General features: G+C 60.4%; 15 protein-coding genes and 1 pseudogene. 9 read left to right on the forward strand and 7 right to left on the reverse strand.

The genetic code is table 11. The features are described 5' to 3' along the window. The first annotated feature begins 47 nt into the window (after window positions 1-47). The 3 genes from AMK05_RS16560 (at window position 48) to AMK05_RS16570 (ending at window position 3472) form a co-directional block, all read left to right on the forward strand. Entirely contained in the window at window positions 48-347 is a 300-nt protein-coding gene (locus AMK05_RS16560) for a hypothetical protein (protein WP_064840228.1), read from the forward strand. A gap of 73 nt (window positions 348-420) precedes the next feature. Beyond that, a complete protein-coding gene (locus AMK05_RS16565; protein WP_064840230.1) occupies window positions 421-1536 on the forward strand; it encodes a DNA alkylation repair protein in 1116 nt (371 codons plus the stop codon). Window positions 1537-1780: 244 nt separating this feature from the next. Further along, entirely contained in the window at window positions 1781-3472 is a 1692-nt protein-coding gene (locus AMK05_RS16570; protein ID WP_064840232.1) for a DEAD/DEAH box helicase, read from the forward strand. A 74-nt stretch (window positions 3473-3546) separates the two neighbouring features. On the opposite strand, the gene AMK05_RS16575 is transcribed toward AMK05_RS16570, so the two are convergent. Beyond that, window positions 3547-4446, reverse strand: coding sequence for a DMT family transporter (locus AMK05_RS16575; protein ID WP_064840235.1), 900 nt, complete (start codon window positions 4444-4446; stop codon window positions 3547-3549). A 531-nt stretch (window positions 4447-4977) separates the two neighbouring features. Here AMK05_RS16575 and AMK05_RS16580 point away from each other — a divergent pair. Genes AMK05_RS16580 through AMK05_RS16590 form a run of 3 tightly spaced genes read left to right on the forward strand, consistent with a single transcriptional unit; the run spans window position 4978 to window position 8165 of the window. Next, entirely contained in the window at window positions 4978-6387 is a 1410-nt protein-coding gene (locus tag AMK05_RS16580) for a circularly permuted type 2 ATP-grasp protein (protein ID WP_049736073.1), read from the forward strand. Beyond that, a complete protein-coding gene (locus AMK05_RS16585; protein ID WP_064840237.1) occupies window positions 6387-7328 on the forward strand; it encodes an alpha-E domain-containing protein in 942 nt (313 codons plus the stop codon). The genes AMK05_RS16580 and AMK05_RS16585 overlap by 1 nt, the downstream gene beginning before the upstream one ends. Before the next feature lie 12 nt (window positions 7329-7340). Then, window positions 7341-8165, forward strand: coding sequence for a transglutaminase family protein (locus AMK05_RS16590; protein WP_064840239.1), 825 nt, complete (start codon window positions 7341-7343; stop codon window positions 8163-8165). Between the two features lie 139 nt (window positions 8166-8304). Here the strand turns inward: AMK05_RS16590 and AMK05_RS35590 are convergent. Together AMK05_RS35590 and AMK05_RS16595 are read right to left on the reverse strand one after the other, a co-directional pair. Continuing rightward, window positions 8305-8527: pseudogene (locus AMK05_RS35590) on the reverse strand (LLM class flavin-dependent oxidoreductase); the annotation flags it as partial. After that, the gene (locus AMK05_RS16595) at window positions 8461-9399 is read right to left on the reverse strand and encodes a LysR family transcriptional regulator (RefSeq protein ID WP_064840242.1); all 939 of its coding nucleotides are present in this window, start codon (window positions 9397-9399) and stop codon (window positions 8461-8463) included. The gene AMK05_RS16595 and the pseudogene AMK05_RS35590, both read right to left, overlap by 67 nt. A 180-nt stretch (window positions 9400-9579) precedes the next feature. Here AMK05_RS16595 and AMK05_RS16600 point away from each other — a divergent pair, with 180 nt between their 5' ends. Further along, window positions 9580-10482: an MBL fold metallo-hydrolase gene (locus AMK05_RS16600; protein WP_064840244.1), complete on the forward strand. Its 903-nt coding sequence runs from the start codon at window positions 9580-9582 to the stop codon at window positions 10480-10482. A gap of 263 nt (window positions 10483-10745) precedes the next feature. On the opposite strand, the gene AMK05_RS16605 is transcribed toward AMK05_RS16600, so the two are convergent. Together AMK05_RS16605 and choX are read right to left on the reverse strand one after the other, a co-directional pair. Beyond that, window positions 10746-11567: an alpha/beta fold hydrolase gene (locus tag AMK05_RS16605; RefSeq protein WP_064841413.1), complete on the reverse strand. Its 822-nt coding sequence runs from the start codon at window positions 11565-11567 to the stop codon at window positions 10746-10748. Window positions 11568-11578: 11 nt separating this feature from the next. Continuing rightward, window positions 11579-12517, reverse strand: a complete 939-nt coding sequence (choX, locus tag AMK05_RS16610; protein WP_257784952.1) for a choline ABC transporter substrate-binding protein — start codon at window positions 12515-12517, stop codon at window positions 11579-11581. Window positions 12518-12627: 110 nt separating this feature from the next. Between choX and betI the strand changes: the two genes are divergently transcribed. Beyond that, window positions 12628-13206 carry a choline-binding transcriptional repressor BetI gene (gene betI / locus AMK05_RS16615; RefSeq protein WP_064840246.1) on the forward strand — a complete coding sequence of 193 codons (579 nt, stop codon included), beginning with the start codon at window positions 12628-12630 and terminating at the stop codon, window positions 13204-13206. A 315-nt stretch (window positions 13207-13521) separates the two neighbouring features. Here betI and AMK05_RS16620 read toward each other — a convergent pair whose 3' ends face one another. After that, window positions 13522-14391, reverse strand: a complete 870-nt coding sequence (locus tag AMK05_RS16620; protein ID WP_064840248.1) for a helix-turn-helix transcriptional regulator — start codon at window positions 14389-14391, stop codon at window positions 13522-13524. Between the two features lie 167 nt (window positions 14392-14558). Between AMK05_RS16620 and AMK05_RS16625 the strand changes: the two genes are divergently transcribed. Further along, the gene (locus AMK05_RS16625; RefSeq protein ID WP_064840250.1) at window positions 14559-15461 is read left to right on the forward strand and encodes a DMT family transporter; all 903 of its coding nucleotides are present in this window, start codon (window positions 14559-14561) and stop codon (window positions 15459-15461) included. A 22-nt stretch (window positions 15462-15483) separates the two neighbouring features. Here the strand turns inward: AMK05_RS16625 and AMK05_RS16630 are convergent, their stop codons facing one another. Further along, window positions 15484-15708 (reverse strand): hypothetical protein, encoded by a 225-nt coding sequence (locus tag AMK05_RS16630; protein ID WP_064840253.1) that lies wholly within the window; start codon window positions 15706-15708, stop codon window positions 15484-15486. Window positions 15709-15768 lie beyond the last annotated feature (60 nt).

The raw sequence follows: 15768 nt of genomic DNA on the forward strand, positions 1-15768 counted from the left end.
GTCTGAACACGGCTTTATGGAAGCCAGTTTAGATCAAGGAAAATAGCATGTCCGTTTTTCATAAGACCATGGCGACGGGCCTGATTGCGCTGACCTTTGCCGGCGCCTCGCTCGCCACTGCCACCACCGCCGATGCCCGTCCACGCGATGCCTTCTGGGGCGGCCTCGCCGCCGGCGTCGTCGGCGGCGCACTGCTGTCCGAGGCCGCCCGCCCGGCCTATCCCGCCTACCCTTATTATCGCCCTTATCCGGTCTACCGGACCTATTATCGGCCATCTTACTGCCACCTCGAATGGCGGCACGACGATTGGGGCAACCCCTACCGCGTCAAAGTCTGCCCGGAATAGTTGAAAGCGCCATCCGGCGCCGCTTGACCTCCCAGCGGCGCCGGTCCAATCCTCCCATAGAGGGAGGATCAGCATGCCGGAACCGCTCAAGAATCTGCTGCATCAGGCGCTGGTCGCCGACATGGCCGATCGTATCGCCGCCCATGCGCCCGCCTTCGACAGGGATCGTTTCGCAGCGCTGGCAACCCGCGGTCTTGATGCCCTGGAGCTGATGGAACGCGCGGCGCTGATCCGGGACGCGCTGTTTGCCACGCTTCCCGAAGATTTCCCGCAAGCCGCGGCCATCCTGAAGGCGAGCCTGCCTGCCTCAGGCAGGCTTGGTCTATCAGGGTGGATGCTGCTGCCGGTCAACCAGTTCATCGCCGCCCGCGGCCCCGATCATTTCGAGCTCGGCCTCGATCTGCTGAAGGCGCTGACGCCGCATTTCACCGCCGAATACGGCATCCGCCGCTTTATTCATCGTGAGCAGCAACGGGCGCTCGCTATCATTTCCGGCTGGCTCGGTGATCCCGACCGGCATGTGCGCCGGCTGGCGAGCGAGGGAACGCGGCCGCGCCTGCCCTGGGCCATGCGCCTGCCGCAACTTGTGAAAGACCCGGCGCCGATCCTGCCGATCCTGTCAGCACTGATCGATGATCCCGAGGACTATGTCCGCCGATCCGTCGCCAACAGCCTGAATGACATCGCCAAGGATCATCCGGATCTGGTCGCCACCTTTATCTCCGGCCATATCGAAGGTGCTTCTGAAGACCGCCGCCGGCTGTTGAAACATGCCTCGCGGACGCTTCTCAAGAAAGGCCACGCGCAGGCGCTCGCTAATTTCGGTTTTGGCGCGGCCGCATCGCTTGCATGCGAACTGCGGCTTCAGCATGCGGAGGTCATGTTCGGCGAAGGGCTGGATTTCGAAATCCGCGTCACGAATGCCGGCGAGACCGCGCAATCGCTGATGATCGACTACGCCATCCACCATATGAAGAGCGATGGCTCGCTCTCGCCCAAGGTGTTCAAGTGCAGGATGATCATGCTCGCGCCCGGGCAGAGCCAGTCGATCGAGCGCCGTCACCCCATGCGGCCGATCACCACCCGGCGTTACTATCCCGGCCAACACCGCATCGTCATCCTCGTCAACGGCGCGGAAATCGCATCGCAAAGCTTCCTTCTCACCATGCCTTCGGCTGACCTTGGTTGAGGCTTTTTGTGCACTGCACTTGACTTTGTGAGCGAACTGGGCCACATGCAGCTCAGCTTTCACCCTTCCGGCCGCCGCGTGAGCGTGCCCCTGCTCAAAAATACGGACGCAGGAAGAAGGGACAAAAGCGCATTTCGATAGAGGCCGCACTCCCATCCGCGGCCAGAAGCGCTGGAAAGCTTTTTCCAACTCACAAGTTCCCACTTCACGCGGGGTTCTTGACGCCAGAATGAAACCGGATCGCATGGTGCGTTCCGGCCATAGTCGTTGTGGCGCCCCGAAAGGTTATGCCTTGACTAATTTTGAATCGCTTGGTGTCTCCAAGCCGATCGTCGCCACCTTGTTCCAGCTCGGCATCGAAACGCCGACGCCGATCCAGGAACAGGCCATCCCTCTCCTGCTCGAAGGCCGCGACCTGATCGGCCTCGCCCAGACCGGCACCGGCAAGACCGCTGCCTTCGGCCTGCCGCTCATTGAAAAGCTGCTCGCCGACGAGCGTCGCCCCGACAACCGCACGACGCGGACGCTGATCCTGGCGCCGACCCGCGAGCTGGTGAACCAGATCGCCGACAACCTGAAGAAGTTCATCCGCAAGTCGCATCTGCGCGTCAACGTCGTCGTCGGCGGTGTCTCGATCAACAAGCAGCAGTTGCAGCTCGAGAAGGGCACCGATGTGCTGGTCGCCACCCCCGGCCGCCTGCTCGATCTCGTCAATCGCCGCGCCATCACCCTGACCACCGTGCGCTATCTCGTGCTCGATGAGGCCGACCAGATGCTCGATCTCGGCTTCGTGCACGATCTACGCAAGATCGCCAAGTTGGTGCCGAAGAAGCGCCAGACCATGCTGTTTTCGGCGACCATGCCGAAGATGATTGCCGATCTCGCCGGCGAATACCTCGTCGATCCGGTCAAGGTCGAAGTCACGCCGCCCGGCAAGGCTGCCGACAAGGTCGAGCAGTATGTCCATTTCGTCGCCGGCAAGAACGACAAGACCGAACTGCTGCGCAAGTCGCTGACCGAAAACCCCGATGGCCGCGCCATCGTCTTCCTGCGCACCAAGCACGGTGCGGAGAAGCTGATGAAGCATCTCGACAATATCGGCTACTCCGTCGCCTCGATCCACGGCAACAAGAGCCAGGGCCAGCGCGAGCGGGCGCTGAAGGCCTTCCGTGACGGCAGCATCAAGACGCTGATCGCCACCGACGTTGCCGCCCGCGGCATCGACATCCCGGCCGTCAGCCACGTCTATAACTACGACCTGCCCGAAGTGCCCGACGCCTATGTCCATCGCATCGGCCGCACGGCGCGCGCCGGCCGCGACGGCATCGCAATCGCCTTCTGCGCCCCCGACGAGGCCAAGCTGCTGCGCGACATCGAGCGCCTGATGGGCATCGACATCTCAGTCGCAAGCGGCGAAGCGCCGGCCAATATCAGCAATGCCGGCCCCCGCCGCGGCAACGGCAATGGCAACAACCGCAACCGCGGTGGCGGCCAGGGCCAGGGTCGCGAAGCTCAGGGTCGCGGTGAAGGCCGTGGCGATCAGAACCGCTCGGAGCATCGCGGCAGCCGTCAGGAGCGCCGTCCGCGTCCCGAGCGCACAAGCCGCAACGAGGATTTCCGCGGCCAGCGCCGCGGTGAAGCCACCCCCAATCTCGGCCCCGACAACGATCTGGTCTCGACCTCCGACTTCCGCCCCTCGGCAAAGCCGCAGCGTCCTGCCCATGGCGGCCCCAATAGCCATCATGCCAATGGCGAGCCGAGCGGTCATCACCGCGGCAACGGCCGCCACGCCCATGGCCGCCCGGCCCGCAAGCATGGCGAAGACCGCGGCCCGCAGCAGGCCCAGGGCGGCGAACCCCGCCGCGAGGGCAATGGCGGCAACCGCCGCGGTGGCTCCGGCTCCCGCAATGGCGGCCAGCGCCGCGAACGCGCCTGAGCGTTGATTGAACCAAAGGAAAAAGGCCGGATTGAACCGGCCTTTTTTCGTTCAAGCATGTCGCAGCCCTCGGCCTAGGCTCTGGCCGGCACCTGCGGAACGACCCTGCGGTTTGTCAGATAGACACCGACGACCACGATCACTGTGCCCAGAATCAACGGCACGGTCAGCGGTTCTCCAAAAGCGATGAAGGCTTCGAAAGCGACGGCTGGCGGCATCAGATAGATCAGCGAGGCCGCGCGGGAGACCTGACCGCGGCGGATTAGATAAAGCAGCAGCCCGACGCCGCCCATCGAAAGACCGAAGACCGACCAGACGAGCGCGGCAAAGGCCTGCGTTGTGCCATCGAAATGCTGATGCTCGAAGATCAGCGACAGCGGCAGGGTGAGCAGCAGCGCCCCGACATATTGCAGCGTCGCGATCGACCTGAGATCGCCGGATTGCAGGTGTTTCTTCTGATAGAGCGTGCCGTAGGTGACCGAGCCCATGGCGATGAGGTTGATCGCCAGCGGCAGGGCGGCATGCGTGAGATCCGATGTCGCCGGATCGAGCAGTTTCGGCGAAATGGCGATGGCAATGCCGATGAAGCCGAAAAAAAGGCCGAGCTTCTGTGTCTGCTGCAACCGCTCGCCGACCAGAAAGGGAGCGGCCATCGCCGTCAACAACGGCTGCAGCGCCGCGATGATGCCCGATATGCCGGCCGGCACGCCATTGGCGATCGCCCACCACAGGCCGGCGAGATAAAAACCGTGCAGGAAGAACCCGGAATAGACCGCCCGCAGCGTCGTCGCCCGGCTTTTCGGCCATTGCGCCCCGGTCACCAGGCAAAAGCCCAGAAACGCCAGGGCCGATAGCGCATAACGTATCGAAAGAAAGGTGAAGGGCTCGGAATGCACCGCCGCATATTTCGCCACCACCCAGCCCGTGGACCAGAGCAGAACGAAAACGGCGGGGGCAAAGCGGTCGAGGGACATGAGGCTGCTCGGCAGAAAAGGGTTCGCCCGTGCTGATAGCTGCACCGGGCAGTCACAGTCAAAGGCGAAGCGTTGATGCTTATTTGAAATTTCGCTGATGATAACCCCACTCTCCGTCATCCTCGGCCTTGAGCCGAGGATCCATGCCACGACTCCGGAGGATGCCGTATGGATGCTCGGCTCAAGGCCGAGCATGACGGAGAGTGGGAGGGCACAAAGAGCTATTCACGGCACAGAGCCGGCCCTGGAATTACCATCCACCAACTGAACCAAACAGTGCCGGCACCTCGGTCGAACTGACTTGATGAGGGGACAAGCGGGAAGGCTGTGCCCCCACAAACCTGCAGAACGAAAAACCATCACCTGCTCATATTTTACGCAGTCTCTGGCGGACGACCATCCGCCACGCCGCTTCCAACCCCCAATTCCCCCAGTTTCCCGCAACGCAAAATCTTTTCCTCGAACTGCGCATGGTTCTTGCATTGCAATTTGCGTTGTATTCAAATGAACAAAAAAGGGGAGCACGCACCTTTGGCATTTGATGAAATGATTACCGGGGATGAAAGTCCTCGCCCGCCTTATGAAAAATATTTTGAGTGGTACAACAGCCAAGACCGGTCGCATCTGATTGCCAAGTCCCGCGATGCGGAAAACATCTTCCGGAAGACCGGCATCACCTTCGCGGTCTACGGCCATGCCGATAGCTCCGAAAAGCTGATCCCCTTCGACATCATTCCGCGCATCATTTCCGCCCGCGAATGGCGCAAGCTTGCTCAGGGCATCGAGCAGCGGGTGATCGCGCTCAACGCCTTCTTGGACGATATCTACCACAAGCAGGAGATCATCCGCGCCGGCCGTGTCCCGCGCGAGCTGATCGAAAACAATGTCGCCTTTCTGTCCGAGATGATCGGCTTCCGCCCGCCCGGCGGCGTCTACACCCATATCGTCGGCACCGATATCGTGCGCACCGGCGAGGACCAGTTCTACGTGCTGGAGGACAACGCCCGCACGCCGTCCGGCGTCAGCTACATGCTGGAAAACCGGGAAACCATGATGCAGATGTTCCCGGAACTCTTCCATGAGAACAAGGTGCAGCGCGTCGAGGACTATCCCTATCTGCTGCGCCAGAGCCTTGCGTCGCTCGCCCCTCCCGGCTGCACCGGCAAGCCGCGCGTCGCGGTGCTGACCCCCGGCATCTACAATTCGGCCTATTACGAACATTCCTTCCTCGCCGACATGATGGGCGTCGAACTGGTCGAAGGCTCGGATCTGCGCGTCATCGACGGCAAGGTAAAGATGCGGACGACCCGCGGTTACGAGGCGATCGACGTGCTCTACCGCCGCGTCGACGACGACTTCCTCGATCCGCTGACCTTCCGTGCCGATTCGGCGCTCGGCATTCCGGGCATCATGGATGTCTACCGCTCCGGCAACATCACCATCGCCAATGCGCCGGGCACCGGCATTTGCGACGACAAGGCGATCTATTCCTATATGCCGGAAATCGTCGAATTCTACACCGGCAGCAAGGCGCTGCTCGAAAACGTACCGACCTGGCGCTGTTCGGAAGCATCAAGCCTGAAATACGTGCTGGAGCATCTGGAAGAGCTGGTCGTCAAGGAAGTGCACGGCTCCGGCGGCTACGGCATGCTTGTGGGACCGACGGCCTCGAAGAAGGAGCGCGCCGATTTCGCCGAGAAGCTGAAGGCCAAGCCGAACAATTATATCGCCCAGCCGACGCTGTCGCTCTCCACCGTGCCGATCCTCGTCAACAAAGGCATTGCGCCGCGCCATGTCGACCTGCGCCCCTATGTGCTCGTGTCCGACAAGGTTCAGATCATTCCGGGCGGGCTCACCCGCGTGGCGCTGAAGCAGGGCTCGCTGGTGGTCAATTCCAGCCAGGGCGGCGGCACCAAAGACACCTGGGTATTGGAGGACTGATGCTCGGAAGAACTGCAAACGGCCTCTACTGGATGTTCCGTTACATCGAGCGCGCCGAAAATATCGCCCGCCTGGTCGATGCCGGGCTGCGCATGTCGCTGACCCGCAGCAGCGCTGGCGACGACAACTGGGATGGCGTGCTGCAAAGTGCCGGCGTGCGTGAGGCTTATGACGAGGGCCACACGAAGCTGACGAATGCCGATGCGATCGACTATCTGCTGCGCGATCGCGCCAACCCGTCGAGCGTCATGTCCTGCATCGAGTCCGGCCGCAACAATGCCCGCATGGTGCGCACGGCGCTGACGCGGGAGACCTGGGAAGCGACCAACGAATGCTGGATCGAGCTGAAAGCGCTGCTCGAAAAGCGCGTGAAGGCCGCCGACCTGCCTGAGGTGATCGACGTCATCAAGCGCCGCGCCGGCCTCATCCGCGGCGCCTTCCACGGCTCGACGCTGCGCAACGAACTCTATAATTTCGCCCGCATCGGCACCTTCATCGAGCGGGCCGACAATACCAGCCGCATTCTCGACGTGAAATATTACGTGCTGCTGCCCTCGGTCTCGGCGGTCGGCTCCTCGCTCGACAATGTCCAGTGGGAATCGATCCTCCGCTCAGTCTCGGCGCACCGCGCCTATAGCTGGGCCTATGACGGCGAATACCGGGCGATGAACATTGCCGACTTCCTGACGCTGAATGTGCAGATGCCGCGTTCGCTGGCCTATTGCTACGAGAAGATCGTCAGCAATCTCGGCTATCTCGCCCAGGATTACGAGGCGCGCCTACCTGCCCACGATACCGCCGATGCGATCCGCACCACGCTGCAGACCAGAGCGATCCGCGACATCATGGATCAGGGCCTGCACGAATTCCTGGAGGATTTCGTCTCGCGCAACAACCAGCTCGGCGCGGAGATTTCCGACGGCTACCGGTTCTACGTTTAAGCGGATCAGAACATGAGACTGAAAATCAGCCACCTCACCGAATACCGCTACGACGAACCGGCGCAGTTCTCGCTGCAGCGGCTCAGGCTGACGCCGCCGACATCCGCTGCCCAGAAGGTGCTCGGCTGGTCGCTGAATGTCGAGGGCGCCACGCCCGAGGTGGAATATGACGATCAATACGGCAATCACGTCAATCTGGTGTCGCTGGAGGGCGCGCAGCACCTGACGCGCATCCTCGCCGAAGGCGAGGTCGAGACCGCGGATAATAACGGCGTCACCGGCCCGCATACCGGCTTCTGCCCGCTTTGGCTCTTCCTGCGCGAAACACCGCTGACCAAGGGCGGCAAGCTGGTCAAGGAGCTGATCAAAGGTGTGGCTGGCGACAACGATCTTGCCCGCATGCATGCGCTGATGGAAGCAATCCACCAGACGGTCGATTATAAGCCCGGCACCAGCAACACCGCGACGACGGCCGAACAGGCGCTGGAAAAGAAGAGCGGCGTCTGCCAGGACCATGCCCACATCTTCATTGCCGCCGCCCGTGCCTTGCAAGTGCCGGCCCGTTATGTCTCGGGCTATCTGATGATGGCGGAAAAGGTCGAGCAGGCGGCGACCCACGCCTGGGCCGAAGCCCATATTCCCGGCCTCGGCTGGGTCGGCTTCGATCCCGCCAACGAGATCTGCCCCGATGCGCGTTATGTCCGCGTCGCCTCCGGCCTCTGCTACCGCGACGCCGCGCCGATTTCGGGCATGCGCATCGGCACGCCGGGAGAAACGCTGTCGGTGACCGTCAAGGTCGAGGACGGCGGCCAGATGCAAAGCCAGAGCCAGAACTGAACGGCATCAGCCGCTCGAAAAAGAAAATGCTCTGCCCTCCGCGGCATGCGCGCCCCGGAGTTCGATCTTTTCTCACAAAAGCGTCAGTCCTGCTTTTCCGCTCGCCGTATTAGCGGCGCAACGGCCGTGCCGGAAGAACTTTTCGGGCGGCTTCGTCGGTATCGGCAACGAAGCCCATCGCGTGCACACCGACTCGTTCCTTCCCGGGAGGATGGCCGGCGCTCACCCATGCCCGCCGATAGAGGTCGACAAGAGGCCCGAAGCGTTCGAAAATGGCCGCCAATGATGGCCACCATCAGCGGCAGGCCGAGCGTGCCGGCGCGGACGAAGGATTCCGGCGTTCCGCCGACCCCGAGCCAGATGTCATCATCGCGACAAATGCAGAGACCTTCGGAGGCCGGAAGCGGGCAGCAGGATAAACCACATGGATCCCGCCAGCCGGCAGGCTCCAGTCCGGCAAGAGTTTGATCAATCGACCGGCCTCGACATGCTCGCCGGCCAGGAAGTCCGGCAACACCGAAACACCGCCTCCCGCCAACGTCGCCGTCAGAACCGCTGGCGTCGAATTGCTCATGATGCTCTGCTGCATTCGCACTGTCCGGGGTTCGAAATCGTCGCGGGTGAACCGCCAAACCAGTGGCTCCTTGAGGGACAAGTTGGCAATGAACGGGAGAGCTAGGACATCTTCCGGTCTACTCAGCGCAAGAGAGGCGGAGAGGCTGGGAGCCGCGACGAGAAACTGCCGGAACCTGCCGACGCGCCTCGTTTGATGGCTGGAATCGTCAAGCCAGCCGACACGGATGGATAGATCGATCTGGTCCGCCACCAGATCCAGGCGTGCGTCGGATAAAAGCAGTTCGACCTTGCAGGCAGGGTATTTGCGGACGAAGGCTGCGGCAAGTGGCGCGATCGTACTGGCACCATAATCGTTGGATGCTGCAATACGGAGTATACCGGTCGGCATAGCATTGGCTCGCGTGACTTCATCCACGGCATCTTCGGCCTCGCGGAAGATCATGACGCATCGAGCATAAAGCAGCCGTCCCGATTCCGTCGGCTCGACGCGCCGTGTCGTTCGAAAAAGCAGGCTCGTCTTCAGTTCATTCTCTAGCCGGGCCACCTGCTGGCTGACGACCGTCTTAGTAATGCCGAGCCGCTTTGCCGCCTTGGTGAACGAACCGGCATCGACGACAGCTGTGAAATAGGCAAACCGATTGAGATTGACGGGCTCCATATCAATGGCCTCATTGTAAGCTTTAAGCACACATTCTGTAGCATATCACGGTATTTTTCGTCCATTCAAAGCAGGGTATTCCCTGACAACATCAGGCGACTTCATCCACCGGACCACTTCACCAATAGCCGTTACCTAAGCAACCGGTGAAGGCATCCTCGACAGCCATCGGAGACAACAATGTATTCAAGGAGAGATGTCATGAAAACAACGCTTGCAACCGGCCTTGTCGCCGCTTTCGCCCCAGCCGGCCTTGGCAACGCTGCCGGATCGAAATTGACCTGGAACCACTTCCCCGCTGGGCAAGACGGTTTCTTCCGCGCTCCGGTACTGCTTTCCGGTCCGAATGAAGCGCTGCTTCTCGATGGGGGCTTCAGCTATCGCGATGGTCGTGCGCTGGCCGACGCCATTAAGGCAACCGGCAAGAAGTTAATCGCGATCTACGTCAGCCAGTCAGACCCGGATTACTATTTCAGCCTCAAGCCCGTCGTTGAAGCTTTCCCGGGCACGAAGGTGCTGGCGGCCTCCGACACGATTGTCGCCATCAAGGGCAATGTTGAGAAGAAACTCGCCGCCTGGGGACCGCAGCTGAAGGAGAATGGCCCGCAGACGCTTGGCGATATCGTGATGCCGGAGGCTTTCGACGGGCAACGCCTTACGGTCGACGGCGAGACGGTGGAAATCGTAGCGGCAGACGCCGGGCTGCCCAATCGCCGCTACCTGTTCGTTCCCTCGCTCAACGCGGTCTTCGGCGGCGTCATGATCTTCTCAGGCGTGCATGTCTGGACTGCCGATACACAGGCAAAGGAGCAGCGCGCCGCTTGGGTGGCAACCCTCGACAAGATCAGCGCCCGCATGCCCTCGATAGTCGTCGCTGGTCATATGGATCCCGGCGCGGCCACTGATGCTTCCGGCGTCGAGCACACCAAGACCTATTTGCTTGCTTTCGAGGAAGAACTTGCCAAAGCTGCCGATGCTACCGCGCTCAAGGCCGCCATGGAAGCCCGCTTCCCCGGCCTCGGCATGGGTATCGCTCTCGATATCGGTTCCAAGGTCGCCAAAGGCGAGATGAAGTGGGGCTGAGATGAGCATCGCTCCCGAAGTCGGACGGAGGACCTATGAAAGGTCCTCCGAGAAAAATAAGCGCAACATGTTGGCAACCCCCGCGAATTGACGGTGGCCTATGCTGCAGCCGGCAGCCGGTGGGGTGACACACCCGGCGGCTTCCGCGGATGACCATCGTCTAAAGCTTGTCGAAGAGCCGACATGCGCATGCGAGTGGCGCCGCCGGCGGACGGAAGCAATCAGCATACGCCATGCCGAGCGGGATAATCAGTGCTGACGCTTTACAAGCACGAGTGATCGCGAAAGAAATCGCGGAGAATGATCGAGACCTTTTCAGAATCCTCCCAGTGCGGATTATGCCCAAAACCCTCCATGAGGACCGATTGTGCTTTGGGGAGTGCGTCTTCAAGCGCCAGCCGGTGAGTTGCATCGAAGAGCGCATCCTCGCTACCACCGATGCAGAGTGCGGGGGCTGTGACCTGCACCCCGGTCTCCGTCAGGTCAAGTGTGGAAAAGCAGGCAAGAATGCCATGCCAGATCTCTGCGGGGATAGCGGCTGCCTCGCGGCTAACGGCGGCGAGGAAACAAGGATCGACCGTATGCGGACAGCTGTGCCAGAGCTCGAAGAATGGATCGCCGGGATCGATCGGATCACAAAGCTCGAGAATTCCGTTCGTAACCGGGTCGTGCCGCGGAAAGGCCGGGCGCACCGAGCCGGAAATCGTGATGAGCGCGGTGACGACGTCGGGCAGGCGGGCAGTAAGGGCGATACTGATCATGGCCCCCATCGAATGGCCGATAACTGCGAAGCGCTCCATCGAGAGTGCCGTCACCAGCGCAACGATGTCGTCGGTGAAATGCGGGACGGTCAAGCCCCTCCCGACCCCCGATCCTCCATGGCCCGGCAAATCCGGGATGATAAGACGGTAGCCAGCGAGCCACGGCTCCAATGGCGAAAAGCTCCGACTGGAGTCCGAATAGCCGTGTAGCAACAGAAGCGTTGGACCGGGGCCACCGGTATCGATGTATACAAGCGAGCGGCCATCGACCAAGCGTAACGTGCGCTTGCGGGTCGTCCATCCATCCTGATCTAGGATGCTCATCAAAACAGTGGTCACGGCGCAAGCTTCGCCTTCACGGCCTCAAGCCCCGGCTTGCCGTCGAGGGTCGTTACGCCGTTTAGCCATGCATTGAGACGTTGCGGTTCGCTGGCGATGGCTTTCCGGCCAGCCTCTTCCGGAGCCAAACCGTCCGTCATCAGATAACCCATGCCCTTGTTTTCGAAATCGATATCGAAGGTCAGGTTTTTCAGCAGCTTTGCGACGTTAGGGCATTCCTGAAGATAGCCCTTGCGCACCTGTGTCGAAACCGTCGCTGCGCCGAAATCCGGTCCGTAGAATTTGTCGCCGCCGGTCAAATACTTGATATCAAACGCGGTGTTCATCGGGTGTGGCGCCCAGCCCTGGAAGACGATGAATGCTTTGCTCTTTATACGGCGCTGCACTTCGGCCAGCATACCCTGTTCGCTGGATTCCACGACGTTCCAGCCGGCAAGACCGAGTGCTGGATCCTTGACTGCGTCGAGCATCAACTGGTTCGAGCCAGGCTCGATGCCGTAGAGCTTCTTGTCGAACTGATCGGGGAACTTCTGCAGGTCGGCGAAATCCTTGACACCGGCGTCCCAGACGTAGGTCGGGACAACGAAGGTGTATTTCGCCCCCTTCAGGTTGGTCACGACGTTCTCAACGGAACCGTCCTCCTTGTAGGGCTTGTAGTAATTCACCATGGCGGGATCCCAATAGCCAAGAAAGACGTCGAGATCCTTGTTCTTCAAGCTCAGATAGATGACGTCGATGCCGAGCAGCGAGCTTCGCGGCTCGTATCCCAGCGCCTTCAAAAGTGTGACGCCAATGCCGGTGGTGAAGGCAAGATCATTCCAACCGGGCTCGGCCATGCGGATCACCTTGCAGCTTTCCGGATCGCCAGCGAAAGCCGGCACGGTCACGGCACCTAAAAGTATGGAAAGCGCGCCTATTTTCAGATGCTGATTCACAATATTTCCCCTCTGTTTTGTCCATTCGGTTATAAAATTGTCCCGCCGGTCAACAATTGATCTTTGCGGAAGAATTGTCAATAGTGGAGACAAGACAAACGGGTACGAGTATGAAACTGACCAAAATCAGCGCCATCCGGCGCAAGGAGTTACGACAGGCTGCCTTCGCGGTGCTGCAACAGGAAGGCATGGCGGGTGCAACCCTGGAAAAGGTGGCCGCCTATGCCGGCGCTTCCAAAGGTATCGTGCTGCATTATTTCCGCAGCAAGCAGGAGCTGTTCGAGCATGCGATGCGCGAGGCGAACCTTTCGCTTAGTGTAGCGGTGCGCACCCGGCTGAAGCAGGCGACGACGCCTCGCGAGCGACTGGAGGCGATCATAGAGGTCAACTTCGAAGAGCGTTTCTTTCAGCCCTCTATCTGCCACGCGTGGCTTTCGCTTTGCGCCGAAGTGCCACGCGAGCCGCAGCTCGCCCGCATCCAGAAAGTGATCCATGCCCGCATGCGTTCCAACCTGATGTCGGCGCTGGTGCATCTGCTACCACGTGCCGAATGCGAGACCGTGGCGCTGACGATCACAGCGTTGATCGACGGGCTTTGGCTGCGGGCCGGCCTGCAATCGGAAGGCCTGACGCGAGAAGTAGCCATCAACCAGACGCGCGAATACTTAAAATACCGAATCCCGGACTGAGGATCGGCGAAGCAGTACAATTTGATGTAGCGCCTGGGTCTTTTATCAATGTGCGCGGCGAGACATCTCAGCGACAATCTGATGCTTCTCCTCGTCGCTCCAATCAGGACGGCGACCCGCATCAGTGAAAACCTCAGACCGCTGCACCGCCTCGTCGGCCTTGGTGCTATGCGTAAACCCTGTAATCGTCATATGTCGAAGCCCTGTTCGGGCACAACATCAACGATCAACTGCCGATCTGCTCTAGAAAGAGCGGTCGGACCTTTGCGCAGCCATTCTTCAAGGTCTCGCTCATTGCGTCCCCGGAGTTCGGCCTCACTGCAGGCTTCGCCACTCTCCCGGCGGCACACCGGTGGCAGCTTTAAAAGCTTTGGAAAAATGGCTCTGTGAACCGAAGCCGCAGGCGGAGGCAACGGCTGCAAGGCCGTTTTCCCGGTCGCGAAGAAGGCTGGCTGCCTGCTCGATCCGTCGCGCCGCCACATAGCGATGCGGCGGCATTCCGAAGCTGACGCGAAACATCTTTGCAAAATGAAAGGTGCTCAAGCCGGCTTCCCGTGCCAGCCGATCGAGCGTCAGCGCCTGGTCGAGGTTGGCGTCGATGTAATCAGCAGTACGGCGACGCACGGAGGGCGAAAGCCCTCCGCGCACGGTCTCTTGCCGCGCCTGCCGATTGTGCGATTTCAAGATACGATGAATGAGGAGCTTACAAACCGCATCCAGGGCGACACGGTCGCTCTTTTCCTGCCAGTTCAGAGGCAAAACCCCTCCCCGGACGATCATCGCCATTGCCGGGTCATCACAAAACGTCAGATCCATCAGATCGATATGTCTCGGGTCAATGTCAAACGATGTCAGCGCTTCGTAAGCGAGGAGCTCGGGATCAACGTAAAGATGAAACATCCTCAACGGCCCGCCGATATGCCATTGGCTTTTGTGTTCGGCCGGCAATAGGCAAAGCTTGCCTGGCGCTCCGCCCGATAGCCGCTTGTCCTCGCGGATGACCCTTTCGCCGCCATCAAGATAGATGCTCAGCGTGTGATGGTCGGGACGCTCATAGAAGGCCTGTCCTGCGCGGTTGGTCCACTCCGCAAGCGACAGCCCCCGGTCGACCGAACCGGAGCGCTGAAGGCAGGCGCCGGATCTTGAGAGGGCTTCTTTAACTGTCAGACGGTGTTGCTGTTCCATGATCTATCGAGGCCTCGTCTGAAGAGCTTGAATGGGACGGCGCAGCTGATCAATATGGTCAAAGGCAAAAAACCCAAGAATATACAATGCCTCCACGGTTCCCGGCATAGACCTGGCTGTTCGGCCCGGTATCGATCCTCCCATTGTCGTTGACGGAGTGAAAGACCATGACCGGCCTCTGCTATGCTTTAACCGTCCTGATCTGGGGCACCACCTGGATCGCCATCAAGAACCAGCTTGGCGTCGTTCCGATTGAAGCGTCGATCGCCTACCGCTTTGCCCTCGCCGGCGTGATATTATTTGTAGGCCTGAAGATCGCGAAGAGGCTTCAGCCCATCCCCTTGCCTCACCATCCCTACGTTTTCCTCCAGGCGATCTGTCTCTTTTCCTGTAATTTTCTTTGCTTCTATATCGCTGAAACCTTGGTCCCGAGCGGCATTGTTTCGGTGATCTTCTCAGCTGCGACAATCTTCAATCTTGCCAATGGCATGGTCGCATTTGGCCAGAGGCCGGCGGCGCGCATTCTGGTCGGCGCGGCCTTCGGTGTTGCCGGCATTGTCTGCCTTTTTTGGAACGAGGCTGCCGCCGCCGCGTTCGACCGCGACGTTGTGATCGGTGTGATGCTTGCCCTCCTCGGGACATGGTTCTTTTCGGTTGGCAACCTCGTGTCTGTGCGCAACAGGAAGCACGGACTATCTGTGACCTCGGTAAACGCATACGGCATGCTCTACGGTGCCGGAATCGTCTCGGCATTCGCCGCCGTTCGGGGTGTCGAATTTACCTTCGATCCTTCAGCGTCCTATGTCGCCTCTCTCCTTTATCTCGCGATTTTCGGCTCGGTGATTGGTTTTACCACCTACCTCACCGTCGTTAACCGACTGGGAGCAGAGAAAGCCGCTTATATGACGGTCCTTTTTCCCATCGTTGCCCTGACGATTTCGATGTTTTTCGAAGGTTATCAGCTCGGTCCATTGGCAGCGCTCGGGCTCTGCGCCGTGCTGGTTGGAAACGTGCTGGTTTTTTCACCAGTGCCTCGTCTGGCCGTTTTTATCAGGCGCTTTCGACCCTGATGTCAGAGCGAATTCCGGAGGATTAGCCTTTCGGTCGCGCCGTTTCCCTTTGGGGCGTGGCGACGTCGTCGATCAGTTCGACCATCCGGTCGATCTTGCGGAAGCGTTCGACGCTGAGCTCGCCCAGCCGCAGCGCCGAGGGAGAAAGGCCGGCATAGGCGGAATAGATTCTGGATTCCAGTGACCTTGTCGGCTGGGAGTCGCTGCGAGTGTTACGGCAAAAGCGGCATTTGGCAGGGCTCGACATTGGCGACGGCCCCCTGCCTCTGACCTTTCTCGGCATGCGACAAAATCGCGCAATACCCGC

The organism is Rhizobium sp. N324 (assembly GCF_001664485.1).
In the GTDB taxonomy this organism is placed as follows: Bacteria; Pseudomonadota; Alphaproteobacteria; order Rhizobiales; family Rhizobiaceae; genus Rhizobium.

Excerpts from the sequence above, each read along its gene's own strand:
- AMK05_RS16605 (WP_064841413.1), bottom strand. The coding sequence starts at position 11,567 with ATGAGCATCCTAGATCAGGATGGATGGACGACCCGCAAGCGCACGTTA.
- AMK05_RS16570 (WP_064840232.1), top strand. The coding sequence starts at position 1,781 with ATGGTGCGTTCCGGCCATAGTCGTTGTGGCGCCCCGAAAGGTTATGCC.
- AMK05_RS16625 (WP_064840250.1), top strand. The coding sequence starts at position 14,559 with ATGACCGGCCTCTGCTATGCTTTAACCGTCCTGATCTGGGGCACCACC.
- AMK05_RS16585 (WP_064840237.1), top strand. The coding sequence starts at position 6,387 with ATGCTCGGAAGAACTGCAAACGGCCTCTACTGGATGTTCCGTTACATC.
- AMK05_RS16560 (WP_064840228.1), top strand. The coding sequence starts at position 48 with ATGTCCGTTTTTCATAAGACCATGGCGACGGGCCTGATTGCGCTGACC.
- AMK05_RS16595 (WP_064840242.1), bottom strand. The coding sequence starts at position 9,399 with ATGGAGCCCGTCAATCTCAATCGGTTTGCCTATTTCACAGCTGTCGTC.
- AMK05_RS16590 (WP_064840239.1), top strand. The coding sequence starts at position 7,341 with ATGAGACTGAAAATCAGCCACCTCACCGAATACCGCTACGACGAACCG.
- AMK05_RS16565 (WP_064840230.1), top strand. The coding sequence starts at position 421 with ATGCCGGAACCGCTCAAGAATCTGCTGCATCAGGCGCTGGTCGCCGAC.
- AMK05_RS16620 (WP_064840248.1), bottom strand. The coding sequence starts at position 14,391 with ATGGAACAGCAACACCGTCTGACAGTTAAAGAAGCCCTCTCAAGATCC.
- AMK05_RS16600 (WP_064840244.1), top strand. The coding sequence starts at position 9,580 with ATGTATTCAAGGAGAGATGTCATGAAAACAACGCTTGCAACCGGCCTT.
- AMK05_RS16575 (WP_064840235.1), bottom strand. The coding sequence starts at position 4,446 with ATGTCCCTCGACCGCTTTGCCCCCGCCGTTTTCGTTCTGCTCTGGTCC.
- betI (WP_064840246.1), top strand. The coding sequence starts at position 12,628 with ATGAAACTGACCAAAATCAGCGCCATCCGGCGCAAGGAGTTACGACAG.
- AMK05_RS16630 (WP_064840253.1), bottom strand. The coding sequence starts at position 15,708 with ATGTCGAGCCCTGCCAAATGCCGCTTTTGCCGTAACACTCGCAGCGAC.